We start from the raw sequence: 18,063 nt of genomic DNA on the forward strand, positions 1-18,063 counted from the left end.
TGTTTCATTTCAACTACTTTCCACTTTATTTCGGCAGGATAATGCGTCTTTTTCCCCATACGAAAAACACCTCCATTAAAATCATAACTGATACTTACGATTTAGAGAGGTGTTTTTTATCGTCTCATTCTCAGGGTTCACTCCAAATTAAAAAGGATAGCGTTCTTTATCAATTTCTCTATTTCAATTACATCTTCAGTCCTCGCTTATAACGACTCGCTTCAAAAATAATGCGCTCTTCATCTAATGTTTTACATTCACCATTCCATACAATATGCTTCCCGTTAATGACAACATCCGATACATCTTTTCCACTTGCTGCATACACAAGGTGTGATAACACTTCTTCTGCTGGCTGTAGATGCGGCTTATTTGATGGATCAATTGTAATAAAGTCAGCACATTTCCCTACTTCAATGGAACCAGTTTGTTTCATTCCAATAACTTCTGCAGCTCTTCTTGTTGCAAGTGAAAGAGCTGTTTCAACTGGTAATGCTGTTGCATCTTTATGAATTCCTTTTTGTAATAAGGTTGCAATGCGAAGTTCTTCAAACATATCTAAATTATTGTTAGATGCAACGCTATCTGTTGCAATGCCAACATTAATTCCCGCTTCCAACATCGACTTGACATCCGCTATACCCGATCCTAATTTTAAGTTGCTATTTGGATTATGAGCCACACGAACATCATGTTCCGCTAAGAAAGCACGCTCATTTTCATTTAACACAACCCCATGCGCAATAACTGTTGGTCTCTTAAATAAGCCACAGCTTGCTACATACTCTACTGGACGTTTTCCATATTGCACTTCAATATCCCGTACTTCACGCTCTGTTTCTGAAAGATGAATGTGGACCATTGTCTGATTTTCCACTGCAATGCGTGCACACTCTTCCAACATTTCTGTAGAGCATGTGTATGGACTATGAGGAGCAACCATCGTTGTTAGCATGCCATCTTCACTGTAATATCGTTTTACATATTTCTCTGCATCTTGAATTGCCTTCTTTTCATCCTCTTTTGTTCCAAAACTGAATAAAGTTCTTGAAATTGCTGCACGCATTCCGCTCTTACGAACTGTTTCCATAATCGCATCTTGATCCACACCAATTGGATTAAACATATCAGAGAATGTTGTCGTCCCGCTTTTTACCATTTCTAATAAACCAAGTTCTGTACTCGCAACGGCAAGTTCTGGAGTAAATTGGCTTTCCAGCGGCCAAATTCTTGTTTCAAGCCAAGGCTGCAGTAACATATCATCGCCAATTCCGCGTAAAAGACTCATCACAACATGTGTATGTGTATTCACAAGTCCTGGCAATAGCCATTTTCCTTTCAGATTTATTACTTCATCTACTTGAGCCTCACTAGAAAATTCACCATTTTTCACTTCTATAATCTTATCATCTTCTACAATGATATATCCGTTTTGTAACACTTCATTCTGTTCATTTAATGTTGCAATCGTAGCGCTTACATAAGCTGTTTTCAAAAGTATTTCCCCTCTCAACTCTATGAAGTACATTCCCTTTAATAAGTTACCACCATTATAGTAACTTATTAAACATTAAGAGTCAAAAGATATTTCACTTCAGACAAATTCTATTGCATAAAGATATGCACTTTCTGTTTTAAAGCATCATATTGCCTGTCATTTGTGTCTGCAAATGCTTCTTCTCTATTAGAAGTAATATCCATATAAGCTATCTCTTCAAAAAATTGTGTTGCTGTAAAATCATATCGCTTTCCATTTATAACATTATAAAAGTGCCAGCCTTCGCCAACTTGCGTCTTCTTTATTTCTCCTCCAAGGAAATCATGTACAACAAGTGCTGTTACACCACATTGCCCTTTTGCTGGATTTTCTATCGTCCATTTGGAGCTTGTATCAAGTGACCAGGATTTCAGTAAAATCTTTTGTATCTGTTCAATTTTTAAACCTTCCATCTCAGCATCTCCTATGTATAATCAGTTTTATACATCATATTGTAAAAGTGGCAAAACTCGCCCTGCAAAAACTGTTGAAGGTGTCTCTCCGATTAATTTTGCTCCCATTTTCATATAATAACCTTTTGCATTAGGATCGCTATCAATTGTAAAACTCTTCATTCCTAATTCAGCTGCTTTTTCTACAACGCCTTTCCATAACACTTTTCCATAGCCTTTTCCCTTATAAGCAGGATGTAAGTATAAAAAATCAAGGGTACCCTCATCTTTACGTAAAAATGCGAAAAAACCAATTTTCACTCCTTCATCTTCTAAAATATATACGTAGTTATTTTTCACATACTCTTCTGTAATTGTTAAATCTTCCTTGCATGCTCGTATAAATTCTTCGCTGTAATCCCAAGTTGCCTTTGATGTTAGTGCTATATGACTTAGTTCATTTGCTTCGTTTAATAACGCTTCTCTCACTAGCAACACTATCTCCCTCTTCTCCTATATAAATTATTTAAACTACTACATTACAATTATTCATCTAAAGTACAATTTTTCCTTTTGAAATGAATACATCACTTACTTTTATGTTTCATTCTCTCCAAGTGCATAGAAAATCAACACAAAAAACTATCACCGAAATTAAATTGTTGAGATTTTTCAATGTTAGTTAATTTGTAATACCAGATTCCCCATATCCAACTATACCGCTATGCAATTATGCATATCATCACATTAAATGCGCTTTTTCTCTTTTATTCGACATTATTCTGTATTACAATTCTGTTAAATTAAAATTTTCAAAACAAAAAGAGGAGAGATAATATGAATAAAAAGAAGAAAATTACTTCAATTAGTATTTCTACTGGTCTTGCTTTATCTATATTCGCTCCATACAGTTTAGCAAATGCACAAACAAATGATCAATTACAAGTCAATATGGAAGATGACACTTACCGAGCAGGAGACTTAACTCTTCCTTCTCAAAAAGCTCCAGAGCATGTAGTAAAAGATGCATTAAAAGTAAAAACAAAACAAGCCTTATCTCCTAAACAAGTAAACAAAGAAGAAAAAGTAGACTTTAAGGTTACCCAAAAACGTCCCTCTTATGACGGCACGACATTAGTACGTATACAGCAAACTTATGAAGGCCGCGAAGTATACGGTTATCAGCTTACAGCACATGTTGATAAAAAGGGTGTAATCAAAAGTATCTCAGGAGATAGCGCTCAAAACTTACAACAACAAGAGAATTTAAAAAATCCTGTTAAACTATCAAATGATGATGCAAAACAGTATATATACAAAAAATATGGAAACGATATCACATTTATTGATGAAGCTGAAAGTAAATTAGTAATTTATGTAGATGAGAATACAAAAATAGCAACAACTGCTTATCAGGTAACATTTAGCGCTGCCACACCACAGTATGTATCTGGAACATACTTAATAGATGCTTTTAATGGTGAAATTTTAAAAGATATGGTACAAGAATCCAATTTAAAAGTAGATAAAAAATTAGTTCAAGTTTTACAAAACGACAAGAAAAAGACTCTTACTTCACTAACAGGAAGAGGTACGGATGATTCTGGAATTACCCGCACTTTTGGGATTTCACAACAAAGTAATGGAAAGTATGCATTAGCGGATTACTCACGTGGAAAAGGCATTGAAACATATGATGTCAATTATAAAGATATTACAACACAAGATTGGGCATATCCTGGTAATCTAGTGACAAGTAATTCTACAACATTTAATGACTCTAAAGCAGTTAGTGCACACTATTTAGCAACAAAAGTATATGACTTTTATAAAGATAAATATAAACGCAATAGCTTTGACAATCTTGGTAAAAAAGTTGTTTCTGTTGTACACGCATGGGATTCTACAGAAACAAATGATCCTAAACAATGGTTTAATGCCTTAAGTTCTAATTCGAGTACAAGTAGCATGCTTGTGTATGGTGACCCTCTTGTAAAAGCATACGATGTTGCAGGGCATGAATTTACCCACTCTGTTACTGCGAGTGAGTCCAAGTTGAAATATGAAGGACAATCAGGCGCTATTAATGAAGCTTTATCAGATATCTTTGGTGTAGCTGTTGAGAAATATGCGAATAATGGAGCATTTAACTGGACAGTAGGCGAGCAATCAGGAGACATATTTAGGGATATGGCAAACCCCTCTTCCCTTTCTACTGGCTTTGGAGCATATCCAGATGATTTTAAAGACTATAAAAACCTCCCTCTAACTAGTGATGGTGATTATGGCGGCGTGCATATTAACTCTAGTATTATTAATAAAGTAGCTTACTTAATTGCAAATGGCGGCACTCATAACAACGTAACAGTTCGAGGCATTGGTGAAGATAAGATGTTTGATATCTTCTATTATGCAAATACAGATGAATTAAATATGTCATCTGATTTTAAAGAATTAAAATCTGCTTGCATCCGTGTTGCGACGAATTTATATGGTGCAAACTCCGCTGAAGTTCAAGCTGTTCAACAAGCCTTTAAAGCAGCTTTAATTGATTAATTATAATATTTTGATTTTTAACAACACATTCATTGAATCACTTGCTCTAACGAGTTTCATTCTAGAAAAAATAAAGAGCTAACAATTGGGGTGCACTTCATAAGGTTGTTGACTTTTCATAAAAACATATTAATCAAATGTTGCTTTTGAATAAAGTTTAATCAAAAGTAGCTTGCAAATCCTTTTTTAGTGGGAATCAAAAAGAAACCATTTTGAAAAAAGAATGATCAAAATGGTTTTCTATCAAACAGATTTAAGTTTTCATTTTATAAAAATGTTTAATCAAACTTACTTGGAATTTTTGGATTGAAGGAATAAAGCATCGCATCTCTTTTTAAAACATCATAACTTTATTTCAAATCCACATAAATTCACCCGTTAGCTTGATAACAAATGATTACAACCCACTATTTCTCCCTTGCACGTAATTTGCATAGTTTTCATCATTTTCATCCCCAATAGTCCAGATAGGGGTTCCGCCACATCGCTATCAAGCTAAGAAAATGCAACTACCCCCAGAACAAGATTTTGTGCTAATTTGTAATAAAAAAGCTCATTTTTTCGTTTTGGGGATACCTTAAAATTTTAAGTTGATGGGCATGGGATCCCGCCCACATTTTAACGAAAATATACGCTAAGCAAATTCCAACATAAAGCGAGCCGAATTTTCTACTCTTAAGAAAAATTTCGGTTCGTTTTATGGTTTCATGACAAGTTGTTTACTGAACAATAAAGTTCTTTATTGGAACAGGCTACTTTCTTCAACAATCGGGCCAGATTGTTGAAGAAGAAATATAATAAAAATGCTTTTGATTGTTTTATTAAACGAATTAAACCGCAAAAAACAAGAAGAATTCCCCCCCCCCTTACTAGTACACTAAATCCTATAAAAGGGGGGGAGATCATGAACAATAAAGCCATTGGATTATTTCAAGGAATTGCGTTATACATTTCAGCTATTCTAGGATCAGGTGTCCTTTTTTTATCGGGGGTAACGGCCTCAATAGCGGGCCCTGCATCTATTGTATCCTGGTTTATCGTTATTATAATTAGTTTTCCGCTTGCTTATTCCTTTGCTAGTTTGGCACGGATATATCCTGATTCCGGTGGAGCAGCAACCTTTGTTAGAAATTCTTTTGGATATCATCTTGGCAATATCGTTGGGTGGTTTTACTTTGTAACAGCAGCAGTTGGTCAAACGATTGTATCTTTAACTGGTGCTTTTTACGTCAGTCAGGCATTTGGATTTTCACATTTTGAAACAATTTTAATTGCCGTCTTTATTTTGGTAATTGCAGGTGTTTCCAATTATTACGGCGTAAATGTTAGTGGTAAAGTTGCATTGATTTTAAGTTCCTTATTACTAATTCTTTTAGCGTCAGCTGTATTTGTGGCGTTTCCAAGAATACAATGGGGAAATTTTACTCCCTTTGTTCCAAATGGATGGTTTTCTGTCGGGAACGCTATAACGGTTATCTTTTGGTCATTTTTCGGTTGGGAGGCGATTTGTAATCTGGCTGAGCACTTTAAAAGGCCAGAAAAAGATATTGTCAAAGGAGCAGTTATTAGTGCAGTTGTCATTGGATTATTATTTTTAGCGCTAAGCCTTGTCACTATTGGAACGGCCACGTATGGCAGTCAAGAAAGCAACCTGTCTCCTATTGGTGTTATAATGGGAGATACAGTAGGCGGAGGTGCCAAAGTCGTTACAGCTGTTTTAGCTTTAATTATTTGTACAGGGACAGCGAATGCTTTTGTAGCCAGCCTAACGCAATTAGGATATTCATTAAGCAGAGATGGTGCTTTCCCAAAATTTTTCTCAAGGCTGCATGCAACTACTCAAATTCCAAGACAGATGGTATTATTTGTTATCTGTTTTTCGGTAGCAGGTGTGTTAGTGACAAAAGCTTTGTCACTAACGTTTGATGATATTTTGTTTATACCGACTTCTCTTGGAATTCTAGTTTATGTTCTTTCAATGGCAGCAGGCGTTAAATTATTTAGGAAGAACACACCGGCATGTTGGGCATCGTTACTCTCTTTCATTTTATGTTTGCTGGTGATTCCATTTTTTCAATTGTATATATTTGTTCCGTTAATTGTCGTGGCTATATATGCGATTTATATGATTTTGAGTAATAAGATTTTCGCCTACAAGGGAGGATTAAAATCTAATGAAGGATCAAAATAACCTTTCCAGAGATACCATGTGGAAAGCAACAGTATCATGTGATTCAGCGTATGACGGGATATTCTTTTACGCAGTCAAGACAACTGGAATTTTCTGCCGGCCTTCTTGCAAGTCTAAGGTTCCTAATTATGAAAATGTATCCTTTTTTTCAAATGCGCACGAAGCTCAAAGGGCAGGCTATCGCCCATGCAAAAGATGCCGATCAGATCTAAATATAAAAATATACGACCCGTTCGAATGCGTTTTGGAAGATACTATGCGATTGATAAAAAATAATTATGTTCAAAACATGTCTTTAAATGAAATTGCATCAAGGGTAGGAGTTAGTCGTTTTCATTTAAATCGGATTTTCAAAGAAAGAACAGGGTATACTCCTCGAATATATTTAGAAAGGATCAGAGTTAAGAAAGCAAAGGAACTTCTCTTGACAACGGTCTTTAATAGTACAGAGATTGGTTATCAAACAGGCTATCAAAGTGTATCTAGCTTTTATAATGCATTTAAAAGAAATACAGGATTTTCACCGAGTCAATTCCGTGCTTTCCATAGTGGAAATACCGTAAACCAAGAACTTGACTGAATTCACGTTCTTTAACAAAAGATAGCATGAATTAACAAGAGTGCTTTGTACTCATCGTATTTTTCGATAAATCATTACTGATTGATTAAAAGTAAACAACTTTGTATTGAACAATAATAAGCCATTTTTTCTCTGTTATAGAATTGTAAGCTTTTTAATTCAATCCTCAACAAACGGGCAGGATTATTGAACAAGTTTTATGAACTTTAGTGGTAGCATCATTAGTGAAATGCTTTATAACAACTAATTAAGGAGGGATAGAATATGAGAAATAACTTTCAAATCGTTGCGTTACAAGAGAAGGAGTTTAATAACCTATTTCTAATGAATGAAGAAGTATTAAAAAGTATCGGGGCAGTCAAAATAATAGCAAATAAAAATCCTGGATATCCTTGCAGGATAAGTTTGAAGGATGCAGAGGTAGGAGAAGAGGTAATTTTACTGAATTACCAATATCATAGTGTTAATTCGCCTTATAAAGCAAGTGGTCCTATATTTATACGAAAGGGAGCAACTACTGCTAAGCTAGATGTAAATGAAATTCCGCATATGTTACATCATAGGTATCTATCTGTACGCGGCTACAATGCTGACTCAATGATTGTAGAAGCAAGGGTTACAGAAGGTGTAAATTTAAGAGAAAATATAGATGAAATTTTTGATAATAAAGAAGTAGAATATATTCACATTCTTAACGCTAAACCAGGATGCTATAACTGCCTTGTTAATAGAGTGTGAAAAAATTGAAAATGCAAACTTCTATTATCCTATAAGGGGTACCACCAATCGCTATCAAGCTAATTCAACAAAATCCCCCCTAAAATGAAAAAATACGCTATTCTTTTTGTAGAATCATAGGAAAGGATGGCGTTTTTGTATGTCTATTTCTGTATCTGATGAATTACAACTATCTGCTCAAGAGATTCAAAGTTTTTTATCTCCAAATACCTTACGGGATCTTGCTAGAGATGTTGGTTTCGTACAACGAACCAGTAAATACCAAGCAAAAGATTTAGTCGCTTTATGTATATGGATGAGTCAAAATATCGCTACAACCTCTTTAGCTCAGTTATCTAGCTGTTTAGAAGCATCCACAGAAGTACTCATCAGTCCGGAAGGACTGAATCAAAGGTTTAATAAATCAGCCGTTCAGTTTTTACAACATATATTGACTAACCTTCTAAATAAAAAATTAACTTCATCTATACCACTTTCTTCTCCATACACCTCTGTTTTCAAGCGTATTCGCATTTTAGATTCCACTGCATTTCAGCTTCCAGATATATTTTCAACCATTTATCCTGGGGCTGGAGGATGTAGCCATACTGCTGGGATGAAAATTCAACTTGAATATGACCTATTAAGCGGACAATTCCTACATATCCATACAGGTCCAGGGAAACAACATGATCGAACCTATGGTTCTCTGTGTGTTCCAACTGTAGCACCAAATGATTTATGTATCCGTGATTTAGGGTATTTTCATTTAAAAGATCTTCAACATATACAAGATAAAAAGGCTTACTATATCTCTCGTATTAAATCCAATACACGTATTTATCAAAAAAATCTCACACCTGATTATTTTCAGGATGGAAGAATCAAGAAAGGTACAGAGTATATACAGATAGATATGGAGGTATTAATGAACTCTCTCCAACCAGGACAAACCTATGAAATATCCGCTGCTTATGTAGGAATGACTGATAAAGTACCAACTCGTGTGATTGTTCATCGACTTACAGATGAACAACAACAAAAACGATTGCAAGATCAAGCAGCCTAATTCAAAAAATGAAACCCGATAGGGTTTATTTCGCATGCAAACCTTTAAATTCTCTAAGCCTGGCTTTTAGAAAAAAGAAATAATCACTACTATACTTGACATTGTATAATCTTAGCTTGATAGCGATGGGGTCCCGCCAACCAAATGACATAAAACCCATGTTAAGACATTTTTTAGAATTGGAAACCTTGATTTTTGTACGCTAAGGATTGTAACTAAAATGAACGATTTTGTTACGCTAGAAACCCTTTTATATCAAGCTTTCTTTCCCTTAGCGTGGGTTTTATGTTAATACGTTGGCTGTACCCCAGATACGACTTATGTTTTATCAAATTTATTGTATTGAAAGGATGGTATCATTAAATCTCATTATTTAAATTAATAATTTCAAAAACTGCCCGTTCAGCTGACTGAAGTGCACCTTCAAGATGTCCACTATGTTGTGAATTTGTCTCTGTACCAGCAAAAATAATTTTCTTTTCCCATACACCTCCTACAGGTGGTTGACCATAGCTTTGATAGTTTTTAAGAGGACTGAAATCTTCCTCAACAGCCGTTTCAGCATCACTAGACCAATCTTTATAAAGAATAGCCTTTACGTTTTTAGCTTCACTTCCAAAGAGCTTAATTAACTGATCAATTACCAATTTTAAAATTTTATCTTGCCCCATTTTTTTACGTGCTTCTGGAGGCATTCCGAAAAAACCAAATAATGCACCAGAGCCTTTATTAGGAGAGGCATCATAAATTTCTTCTAAAGGACCAACTGCACTCAATACATATCCAGAAAGTCCTAATTCTCTCCAAAAGGGACGATCATAGACTGCAACTACCTTGGCCTGTCCCGCCATCCACGTCGGTTTTTTTACAATGTCAGAAATAAGATTTTGGGGGAGGGAAGGCGAAAATTCTATGTGATGCGCCACAAGACGGGGTGGCAATGCCAAAATTACAGCATCTGCATGAATTTTTTTTCTCTTTCCATCAGAAAGCTCTGCTTCAACCGTGATATCACCAGCTTCATTCAACTGAATTTTCTTAACTCGCGTTTCTAGATCAACTATTTCTGAAGGAATAGTCTCTGCTAGAGCATCGATAAGAGACTGTACCCCTCCAATCAATCGGACCCATTTTTCGTCAGAATTTTCTTTCAGAATACAGCGCTCTGGTGGCTTGATTTGGAATCGTTCTAAAAGTATTTCGCCTTTCTTATATTGTTCGAAAGTTTCTAAGTTTAGTTCTTTAACAAGGTTAGCAATATGGCTCTCATACTGTGGCCAAAACCACGTCGGGCCAAGATCAAATTTGCCTAGGTCAGGTCTGTTTGGATCAGAAGTACTCAAAACCCTACCACCAATCCTATCTCTAGCCTCTATAACCTTACATTTAATGCCTTGCTCAGTAAGTAATGATGCAGCTCGTAGGCCACTTAACCCCGCACCAACAACGATTACAGGATTGTTCATATTTTATCCCCCTTCTGACTGTGTTTTAGTTTGAATCAGCATAACACGAACAAAAAAACCATACAATATTAAAATTGTATGGCGAACAATATTAAGAAAACTCGTTTAGTAAACCTTTAAGGATCATTAATCCTTGCTCAAGCTCTTCAAGCGTTTTCGGTGCACAGACAGATAATCTTACAGCTCTTTCTGGAGAACTATTTCCAACTACAAAACGTTCAGCAGCATACACTTGTACTCCTTGCTTTGCAGCTAACGTTTCAAATTCAGCACCTGTAATTTTGCCTGGTAACAATAACCAACGAAAGATGCCTGTTTCAGCACCTAGACACATATAGTCTGCCAAATGACGATTTACGACTTGGTTTCTGCGAATGGTTTGTTCAAGATGACCCTCAATTATGACTTCAAATTGATTCGATACAATCGTACGTGCTGTCAGTTCTGCTAATAACGGTGAAACGGTTATATTTATATTATAAAGTGCCTTTGAAATGGATTCTTTGAATTGACTCGGCACTGCTAAATAGGCTAGTCGTAACCCTGGGGCTAATGTTTTAGATAAACTTGCAATATAGATAACCTGTTCAGGTGCAAATGATGCGACTGCTGGGAGAGGTTTCTTGTTGAGAAGATGGTACGATGCATCCTCAATAATGAACTGGTTATATTTTTCGGCTATTGCTGCAATCATTTTTCGATTCTCAACAGACATAAAGGAAGCTGTCGGATTATGATAATCTGGGATCAAATAAATGCCTTTAATATTATCATTTTTACAGGCATCTTCAAAAGACATTGGACTCATTTCATAGTTCTCTGATTTTATGGGTACTATTTGTACACTAAGCATTGCTGCAACAGTTTTTAAGCCAGGGTATGTATGACTGTCAACACCAATGCGATCTCCAGGCTTACAGAGGCTTGCCAGTGTAGCAGCAATCGCATTTTGACCCCCATTGGCAAATAAAATGTGATCAAATGTTGTTTCAAATCCACTTTTTCGGATTAGCTTTATAGCAGCATCCTTTTGCCAAAGGCTTTCACCTGCACGACCATAACCGAACCACTTATCATAATCTGTCTCTTGTAGCATACTTTTTAGTTGGATTAGCAGTGGCTCATAAGAAGCATTATCTGGTAGTGTTGCTCCCATTTCAATTAAATGCTTCGGCTTTGTATCTTCAAGTAAATACGCATTCGATAACGCATCATACGATACAAATGTACCACTTCCAACTGATGCACTTAACAATCCCTTTAACTCGCAGACTTTAAAAGCCTTTGAAATGGTACTCAGATTTAAATCCAAATAATCAGCCAGTTCTCGCTGTGGAGGAAGTTTTGTTCCAGGTAATAAAACTCCGTTTAATATATCCTGTTCCAATTGCCTTGCGAGTGCCTTATAAATAGGCTTTTTATTTTTATCAAATGCTGGCTTCCAACTCATCGGATAGTTTTCAAAAGAATTAATCGGCATCATAAACATCCTTTTTCACACAATTATATGATTGTGCCTTTTTTACCAATTATAACTTTTGTTATTGATTTTGAATAAAGTTTAATCAAACTTACTTAGAATTTATGAATACCAAGACCTATTTTTACACGTATCTCGGCTGTACCCTTTTTCAGTCTACAACTATTTTTTAATAGTCTAATACTTTTTTCTATGGTCTAAAAAAATTTTTTTAATGAAACATCAATGTTATAAACTACTTTTTAATCAAACTTTATTCAAAACCAACACCTTATGTAACTAAACTAATAAGTAAAAGGAATGCCACATATTAGTTGTGTATAATATGTGGCATTCCTTTTTTATATGATTTTTTATAATTTAGGTCTTGATAAATATATAAGTGAGGTTTCTTTTTATATAATATGTTCATCTAACCACGAAATCAAATCTTGGAATACTTCATCCCTATTTACTTCATGGAACATTTCGTGCCTTCCATTTTCATATAGACGAAGTGTTACATCTTTCACACCACAATTTTTATACATATTATATACTTCTTTTACACCTTTTCCCATGTCACCTACTGGATCACGATCTCCAGAAAAAATATGTATCGGAAGGTCTTTCGGCGTTTTCTCATATTCCTCTAGTTTATTCACTTCAAGCACACCGTTAAATAATTCACGGTAAAAACTTGTTGAACAAATAAAACCACATAACGGATCTTCTATGTATCTATCAACTTGACTTGTATCTGAAGAAAGCCAATCAAACTTTGTCCGATTGGGTTTAAAGTTCGAATTAAAATTCCCAAATGATAAAAAGTTCAACATTGGGCTTTTTGTTTTTGCACCGCGAAGCTTCATTTCAATTGTTGCCACTTTATGGCCTATTACACCTAAAAGTCCAGGATTTCCACCCGTCCCAGAAATAAGGAATCCATCATATAGTTCACCACGAAGTTGCACAGCACGTCTTGATAAGAAAGAGCCCATACTGTGCCCTAATAAAAAGAGCGGGCAAGTATGTTCATTACGAATCAATTCCGATACAAAGACTATGTCAGTAACAGCCTGATTCCAGCCAACATTTGGTTCGAAATGACCGTAATCCGCTTCTTGTTTTGCTGTTTTCCCATGCCCCCGATGATCATGAGCATACACACCATACCCAGCTTTCAATAAGGCATCAATGTATTCTGTATATACACCAGCATGTTCTGTCATGCCATGTGCAATCTGTACAATTCCACGAGGTTCACTTTCCGGCAGCCACTTGCGTAAGTAAATTTCTGATCCATCCAATACCGTAACAAAGCTTTCCTGTATGTTCATTTTGACGGCCCCCAATCTATATAATCTATTAAGAACAATAATAATCTATATCTCTAGAAATGAATCACTATTCATTCTTCTTACTATGTATTATATGCAATTGTTTTCGTTATGACAAACACTGTATTTTCTAAACAAATCCTTAACCTACTGCCTTGACGAATATAAAAATAAAATCATATAGTTACTTACATAAAGTAACTATATGATTTTAGGAGGTAGCAATTATGATACCGTCATTATTTTTAGCACACGGCTCATCCATGCTTGCTATTCAAGATACAGATTATACACGTTTCCTTAAAACCCTTGGAGAAACATATAAACCAAAAGCAATTGTTATTTTTACAGCTCACTGGGAAAATGAAGTATTAACTATCTCATCTTCAGATAATGAATATGAAACAATTTATGATTTCGGCGGATTCCCTCCCGAAACGGATATATCTCCGTAAACTTTTATGTACATAAATAGGACGCTCACGATAAAATGTGTACATGTTGATTTGAAATAAAGTCGTACCGGTTTGAAGAAAGTTGCACCGTTTATAAAAAAGTTACGATGATTTAAAAAAAGTTTAACCGTTTTATAGGAAGATTTTTCAAGAAAACATTGTTGTTGCAAGGTTTATAAAAACTGTTGATCGAACTTTCTTATAAAATTTGTATACGGGGTAGCACCACATTGCTATCAAGCTAAGCCCATACAACGTTAATTATAGTAGAGGTTGTTTCTTTTTTCTAAAAGCTACGTGTAGGGAATTTAAAGATTTGCATACGAAATAAACCCTAACGGGTTTCATTTTTTTGATTTAAGCCGCTTGATTATCCAACATGGTACAATTGTAAAAGACACCTAATATATCAAAGACTGTTTTCTTCTCATATCGATGAGATTTTCTCCCGTTTTGCTGTAGGAGGTTGAACAGGCGAATTAGAATCTTTGATAGCTCTTGGGTGTCTTTTTGTATAGCTTGGAAAAGAAGAAGAAAGTAATCTTTAATCATATATATGGCCTTATATTCACTCAGTTCTCGTTTCTTTTTCATAAGAAGCAATTGCTGCATTTGAAACATGATAGAAGAACAGAGTAGAATTGCAATCAGTTGCCCATACAAATGGCACTCCAATCGTTCTCGTTTGATCTTTTTACAATGATGAATATGAAGGAATTGTCCACTTAATAAATCATACTCAAGCTGAATCTTCATCCCCGCTGTATGACTGCATCCTCCTGCACCCGGATAAACGGATGAAAAGAGATCTGGGAGTTGAAATGCAGTTGAATCTAAAATACGGATACGCTTGAAAACAGAAGTAAATGGAGAAGAAATCGGCATAGATGAGGCCAGTTTTTGGTTTAGTAGTTCAGCTAGTATGTGTTGTAAAAATTGGACGGCTGCTTGATTAAATCGTTGATTCAGTCCTTCAGGACTGATGAGTACTTCTGTTGATGCTTCTAAACAGCTAGATAACTGAGTTAAAGACGTCGTAGCGATATTTTGGTTCATCCATACACATAAAGCGACTAAATCTTTTGCTTGGTACTTACTGGTTCTTTGCACAAAACCAACATCCCTAGCAAGATCTCGTAAGATATTGGGGGATAAAAAGCTTTGAATTTCTTGAGCAAATAGTTGTAATTCATCAGATACAGAAATAGACATACAAAAACGCCATCCTTTCCTATGATTCTACAGAAAGAATAGCGTATTTTGTGACTTAACTCATAAAATTGCATACCAATAACCCATAAATTTGCAGAGAGTTTATTTTGTAATCATTCATTTTTTGGTTTTTATGATAAAATTTACATATATAAGGAAGGTGGAAGACTATGAGAAAATTTTCTCGAACAGGAAAAATATTATTAGGTTTTGGAGCGATTCAAGTGTTTTGGGGACTTGTAATGCTTAGAATTAATTTATTTGAGCATACAAGTGAAGTGGTAAAATATGGTATTCTAATTACTGGAATGGTTTGTTGCATTGCATCTAACTTTTTTAAAGAACCTAAGAGTTATACTAATAAGTGAGTTAATGTTAACTTAGAGGAAGCATAAACCTGCATTTTATGCAAAGTTATGCTTCCTGTTATATATTTTTTCATTTTAAGGGGGATTTTGTTTTGTTAGCTTGATAGGCATGGGGTCCCACCCACATTTTAACGAAAACATATGCTAAGCAAATTTCGACCGTGAAGAGCAGCTGAGGAAGCTATAAAACGTCTAACCAAGAGCTCTAAAGCAATTAACTTCAATAGTGTGGCAGAAGAAGCCGGAGTGAGTAAAGCCACACTGTATAACCATACAGAGCTCAAAGAACACATCAATTTCTTGCGAAATCAACAAGAAAAAGCATTTGTGGACTCTAGGATTAAACGGGACGAGAACAATCAAAATGCCGTCATCGCTTCTCTTAAAAGAAGAATTGAAAAGTTAGAGAAAAAGAATAAAGAGCTTGAAGAAGAAAATAAGCAATTGCGTGAAAAAGAAAATGAAAAGCTTACTGATTACTTCATGAAGTTATAAAATTAGGACCGTACATATTAGACATATCTAAAATGTACGGTCCTTTTGTTTACTAGTGGTTCACTTATCTAACCTAAAGATAAGTATGTGGTCCTTTTACAATTTGAATTTCTTTTTAAGCTTCTTATATTTTCTATATGAACGTCTAACAATGTTTAACATGAAATACGGTATTTTAACAGGGAAAGGCAATTTATAAATGAAAGGCAAGTAAAATGTAAAATATGCCTTTTCTAGGTCTCTCCACTTACTATCTTCTTTTGTTTTTAGGAAATCAGATACATCGACTACATATCCCCTTCCGTTTTCCATCATCACATTTTTCCCATGAACATCACAAGGAGTTAATCCTTGTTCCCTTGCATACTCTAAAGCTTCATTGATATCAAGGATTACCTGCTTAGGAATTTTAATCCCCTTATGAATAGCATCGTATAAGGTAATTTCTTTTAAACGTTTCAATACTATGAAATTTTCTCCTTTATATATAAGCTTCGAATAAGAAGGATGATTTCCGATTCTTCGGTATACTTCTGACTCTTTTTCAATTCCTTCTCCTTCTCGCGCGTAAACTTTCACTACCCAATCTTTGTATTCTTTGTGCATAAATACTGCGGCATAATTACCTGTCCCTAAACACTTCCAAAGTCTAGGAATATCTTTAACTACTACAGGCTCGAACTCATCCTCACTTCTTATGCTTACCTCTTTTAATAATTCGTTCTTTATCAATCCCACAAAACTATTTATACTCATCGTTTCCACTCCGGTTTTGCTAAAAGGGGCCCACCCACATTTTAAAGAATGTTGGTGCTACCTCAATTACTATCTTAACAAATTAAAATTTTGTCTCTCTATTCTTTCATTCTTTCCTCATACTGTTTAGCAAGCTTATAAAAAGAAGAACGTTTAATGCCATACTTTTTCATGGCTCCTACTGCTGTAATTGAACCAGATTTCCATTCCTTGTAAGCATCCGTAAATTCTTCTGTTATTTCAACAGGCGGACGTCCTAAACGCCTACCTTGTTTTCTGGCAAGAGCAATTCCTTCAGCTTGACGTTGTTTAATATCAATTCGCTCTTTTTCTGCAAAGGCAGATAATATTGTCAGTGTTGCTTTTTGAATTGCGCTCTGAATAACATCATTTGTACTTTCTCCAGTGTAATTGACGTTAATGTATGGTTCCTTTATAAATTGTAAATTTACTTTATGTTTTTCGTAATATTTAAATTCTTCTAATGTATCATTCATATTTCTTCCAAGTCTTGTCAAGGAATCAAACACAATGGTATCTCCTGTACGAACAAGACGTTTTAGCATTTGATAATTCTCTCGCTCCATATTTTTTCCAGATTCTTTATCTATGAAAATATCCCGTTCTTCTATCCCTAAATTCTTCATATTCTGAATTTTCCGTTCTTTGTTTTGATCTTTACTCGAAACTCGCACATATCCAAATTTTTTATATTTCATATGCTACACCTCATTGATAATTATAGCAATTATGTCTGTAAAGGTATATAAAATAAACGGATGTCTGTAAAATAAGAAACGGATATTTATAGACGTGATTTTTTATAGTTTCCTATGTATCTGTAAAGGTATACCTTTATAAACTGTTGTTTACTTTTCCTATTGGCAAAAGAAATATTCCAGTACCAAATAACCCTTATTTACCGGGAAAATTGCCTTAACGTACAGCAAACACCTTAAAATGTGTCCAAATTGTAACATAACGTTCAATTTTCTTTTTTTGATATAGTGAGGCCTAAAAGGTGTAGCACCAGTTTACGTATAAAGCAAGTGTGCAGAGATAATAAAGTTGTTTAATTTACAATAAAGTCATTTAAAAAATAATATAATTGTTTAAAAATCCTTCTTCCACTAACGGAGTAGATTAGCTCAATAAGGAATCAAAATAAGAACTTGTAGCTTCTGAAGAAATGGAAAAAAAGAAAGATTTTAAATACAAAGTAGACTCTGTTATACAGAGGTAGAGAGATATTATAATTCATTTGTGATAAATTAGGAATAGTTTGATTTGTTTAAAACTGAGTAGAGGATTATAAAGTGTGTGCGTTTTTTTGCCAAGTCCTATATGTCTTATTCTATGGAGGAAATATGCTTAAAGATAATTTTAAAATTAGTAATATTCCCACGGTTTTATGGGGAGATAAGAGTGAAAAAATTTTTATTGCAGTACATGGAAATATGTCAAATAAGG

General features: G+C 34.8%; 14 protein-coding genes and 4 pseudogenes. 9 read left to right on the plus strand and 9 right to left on the minus strand.

What is annotated here, in order from left to right:
• Positions 1-187: 187 nt before the first annotated feature.
• From KFD70_RS27350 to KFD70_RS27360, 3 genes are all read right to left on the minus strand, one after another.
• Positions 188-1,513: a bifunctional S-methyl-5'-thioadenosine deaminase/S-adenosylhomocysteine deaminase gene (locus KFD70_RS27350; protein WP_336454355.1), complete on the minus strand. Its 1,326-nt coding sequence runs from the start codon at positions 1,511-1,513 to the stop codon at positions 188-190.
• 92 nt (positions 1,514-1,605) lie between these two features.
• Positions 1,606-1,950, minus strand: a complete 345-nt coding sequence (locus KFD70_RS27355; protein WP_336454354.1) for a YunG family protein — start codon at positions 1,948-1,950, stop codon at positions 1,606-1,608.
• A 27-nt stretch (positions 1,951-1,977) separates the two neighbouring features.
• On the minus strand, positions 1,978-2,424 hold the full coding sequence (locus KFD70_RS27360) for a GNAT family N-acetyltransferase (protein ID WP_431613507.1): 447 nt from the start codon (positions 2,422-2,424) through the stop codon (positions 1,978-1,980).
• A 342-nt stretch (positions 2,425-2,766) separates the two neighbouring features.
• Between KFD70_RS27360 and KFD70_RS27365 the strand changes: the two genes are divergently transcribed.
• From KFD70_RS27365 to KFD70_RS27385, 5 genes and pseudogenes are all read left to right on the plus strand, one after another.
• Positions 2,767-4,485, plus strand: a complete 1,719-nt coding sequence (locus KFD70_RS27365; RefSeq protein ID WP_336454353.1) for a M4 family metallopeptidase — start codon at positions 2,767-2,769, stop codon at positions 4,483-4,485.
• Between the two features lie 904 nt (positions 4,486-5,389).
• Positions 5,390-6,676: an APC family permease gene (locus KFD70_RS27370; RefSeq protein WP_431613500.1), complete on the plus strand. Its 1,287-nt coding sequence runs from the start codon at positions 5,390-5,392 to the stop codon at positions 6,674-6,676.
• The gene (locus KFD70_RS27375) at positions 6,660-7,256 is read left to right on the plus strand and encodes a bifunctional transcriptional activator/DNA repair enzyme AdaA (protein WP_000654819.1); all 597 of its coding nucleotides are present in this window, start codon (positions 6,660-6,662) and stop codon (positions 7,254-7,256) included. Before KFD70_RS27370 ends, KFD70_RS27375 begins: the two co-directional genes overlap by 17 nt.
• Positions 7,257-7,520: 264 nt before the next feature.
• Positions 7,521-7,994 carry a DUF1203 domain-containing protein gene (locus KFD70_RS27380; protein ID WP_001245414.1) on the plus strand — a complete coding sequence of 158 codons (474 nt, stop codon included), beginning with the start codon at positions 7,521-7,523 and terminating at the stop codon, positions 7,992-7,994.
• Positions 7,995-8,133: 139 nt separating this feature from the next.
• Positions 8,134-9,036, plus strand: a pseudogene (locus KFD70_RS27385) (IS4 family transposase); the annotation flags it as partial.
• 365 nt (positions 9,037-9,401) lie between these two features.
• On the opposite strand, the gene KFD70_RS27390 reads toward KFD70_RS27385, so the two are convergent.
• The 3 genes from KFD70_RS27390 to KFD70_RS27400 form a co-directional block, all read right to left on the minus strand.
• On the minus strand, positions 9,402-10,508 hold the full coding sequence (locus KFD70_RS27390) for a flavin monoamine oxidase family protein (protein ID WP_431613501.1): 1,107 nt from the start codon (positions 10,506-10,508) through the stop codon (positions 9,402-9,404).
• Positions 10,509-10,599: 91 nt separating this feature from the next.
• The gene (locus tag KFD70_RS27395) at positions 10,600-11,988 is read right to left on the minus strand and encodes an aminotransferase-like domain-containing protein (protein ID WP_431613502.1); all 1,389 of its coding nucleotides are present in this window, start codon (positions 11,986-11,988) and stop codon (positions 10,600-10,602) included.
• Between the two features lie 395 nt (positions 11,989-12,383).
• Positions 12,384-13,307: an alpha/beta hydrolase gene (locus tag KFD70_RS27400; protein WP_431613503.1), complete on the minus strand. Its 924-nt coding sequence runs from the start codon at positions 13,305-13,307 to the stop codon at positions 12,384-12,386.
• A gap of 227 nt (positions 13,308-13,534) precedes the next feature.
• Between KFD70_RS27400 and KFD70_RS27405 the strand changes: the two are divergent.
• A pseudogene (locus tag KFD70_RS27405) lies at positions 13,535-13,744 on the plus strand (dioxygenase); the annotation flags it as partial.
• 375 nt (positions 13,745-14,119) lie between these two features.
• On the opposite strand, the gene KFD70_RS27410 reads toward KFD70_RS27405, so the two are convergent.
• On the minus strand, positions 14,120-14,974 hold the full coding sequence (locus KFD70_RS27410; protein WP_431613504.1) for an IS4 family transposase: 855 nt from the start codon (positions 14,972-14,974) through the stop codon (positions 14,120-14,122).
• A 170-nt stretch (positions 14,975-15,144) separates the two neighbouring features.
• On the opposite strand from KFD70_RS27410, the gene KFD70_RS27415 reads away from it, so the two are divergent.
• Entirely contained in the window at positions 15,145-15,342 is a 198-nt protein-coding gene (locus tag KFD70_RS27415; protein WP_431613505.1) for a hypothetical protein, read from the plus strand.
• Between the two features lie 174 nt (positions 15,343-15,516).
• Positions 15,517-15,837: pseudogene (locus KFD70_RS27420) on the plus strand (DUF6262 family protein); the annotation flags it as partial.
• Between the two features lie 96 nt (positions 15,838-15,933).
• Here the strand turns inward: KFD70_RS27420 and KFD70_RS27425 are convergent.
• A complete protein-coding gene (locus KFD70_RS27425; protein ID WP_431613506.1) occupies positions 15,934-16,593 on the minus strand; it encodes a protein kinase family protein in 660 nt (219 codons plus the stop codon).
• A gap of 98 nt (positions 16,594-16,691) precedes the next feature.
• The gene (locus KFD70_RS27430) at positions 16,692-17,312 is read right to left on the minus strand and encodes a recombinase family protein (RefSeq protein WP_336454346.1); all 621 of its coding nucleotides are present in this window, start codon (positions 17,310-17,312) and stop codon (positions 16,692-16,694) included.
• Between the two features lie 597 nt (positions 17,313-17,909).
• Here KFD70_RS27430 and KFD70_RS27435 point away from each other — a divergent pair.
• A pseudogene (locus tag KFD70_RS27435) lies at positions 17,910-18,063 on the plus strand (alpha/beta hydrolase); the annotation flags it as partial.

The organism is Bacillus pfraonensis, from assembly GCF_050768835.1.
Classification (GTDB): Bacteria; Bacillota; Bacilli; order Bacillales; family Bacillaceae_G; genus Bacillus_A; species Bacillus_A pfraonensis.

Excerpts from the sequence above, each read along its gene's own strand:
- KFD70_RS27355 (WP_336454354.1), bottom strand. The coding sequence starts at position 1,950 with ATGGAAGGTTTAAAAATTGAACAGATACAAAAGATTTTACTGAAATCC.
- KFD70_RS27415 (WP_431613505.1), top strand. The coding sequence starts at position 15,145 with ATGAGAAAATTTTCTCGAACAGGAAAAATATTATTAGGTTTTGGAGCG.
- KFD70_RS27380 (WP_001245414.1), top strand. The coding sequence starts at position 7,521 with ATGAGAAATAACTTTCAAATCGTTGCGTTACAAGAGAAGGAGTTTAAT.
- KFD70_RS27430 (WP_336454346.1), bottom strand. The coding sequence starts at position 17,312 with ATGAAATATAAAAAATTTGGATATGTGCGAGTTTCGAGTAAAGATCAA.
- KFD70_RS27400 (WP_431613503.1), bottom strand. The coding sequence starts at position 13,307 with ATGAACATACAGGAAAGCTTTGTTACGGTATTGGATGGATCAGAAATT.
- KFD70_RS27390 (WP_431613501.1), bottom strand. The coding sequence starts at position 10,508 with ATGAACAATCCTGTAATCGTTGTTGGTGCGGGGTTAAGTGGCCTACGA.
- KFD70_RS27425 (WP_431613506.1), bottom strand. The coding sequence starts at position 16,593 with ATGAGTATAAATAGTTTTGTGGGATTGATAAAGAACGAATTATTAAAA.
- KFD70_RS27375 (WP_000654819.1), top strand. The coding sequence starts at position 6,660 with ATGAAGGATCAAAATAACCTTTCCAGAGATACCATGTGGAAAGCAACA.
- KFD70_RS27365 (WP_336454353.1), top strand. The coding sequence starts at position 2,767 with ATGAATAAAAAGAAGAAAATTACTTCAATTAGTATTTCTACTGGTCTT.
- KFD70_RS27410 (WP_431613504.1), bottom strand. The coding sequence starts at position 14,974 with ATGTCTATTTCTGTATCTGATGAATTACAACTATTTGCTCAAGAAATT.
- KFD70_RS27395 (WP_431613502.1), bottom strand. The coding sequence starts at position 11,988 with ATGCCGATTAATTCTTTTGAAAACTATCCGATGAGTTGGAAGCCAGCA.
- KFD70_RS27370 (WP_431613500.1), top strand. The coding sequence starts at position 5,390 with ATGAACAATAAAGCCATTGGATTATTTCAAGGAATTGCGTTATACATT.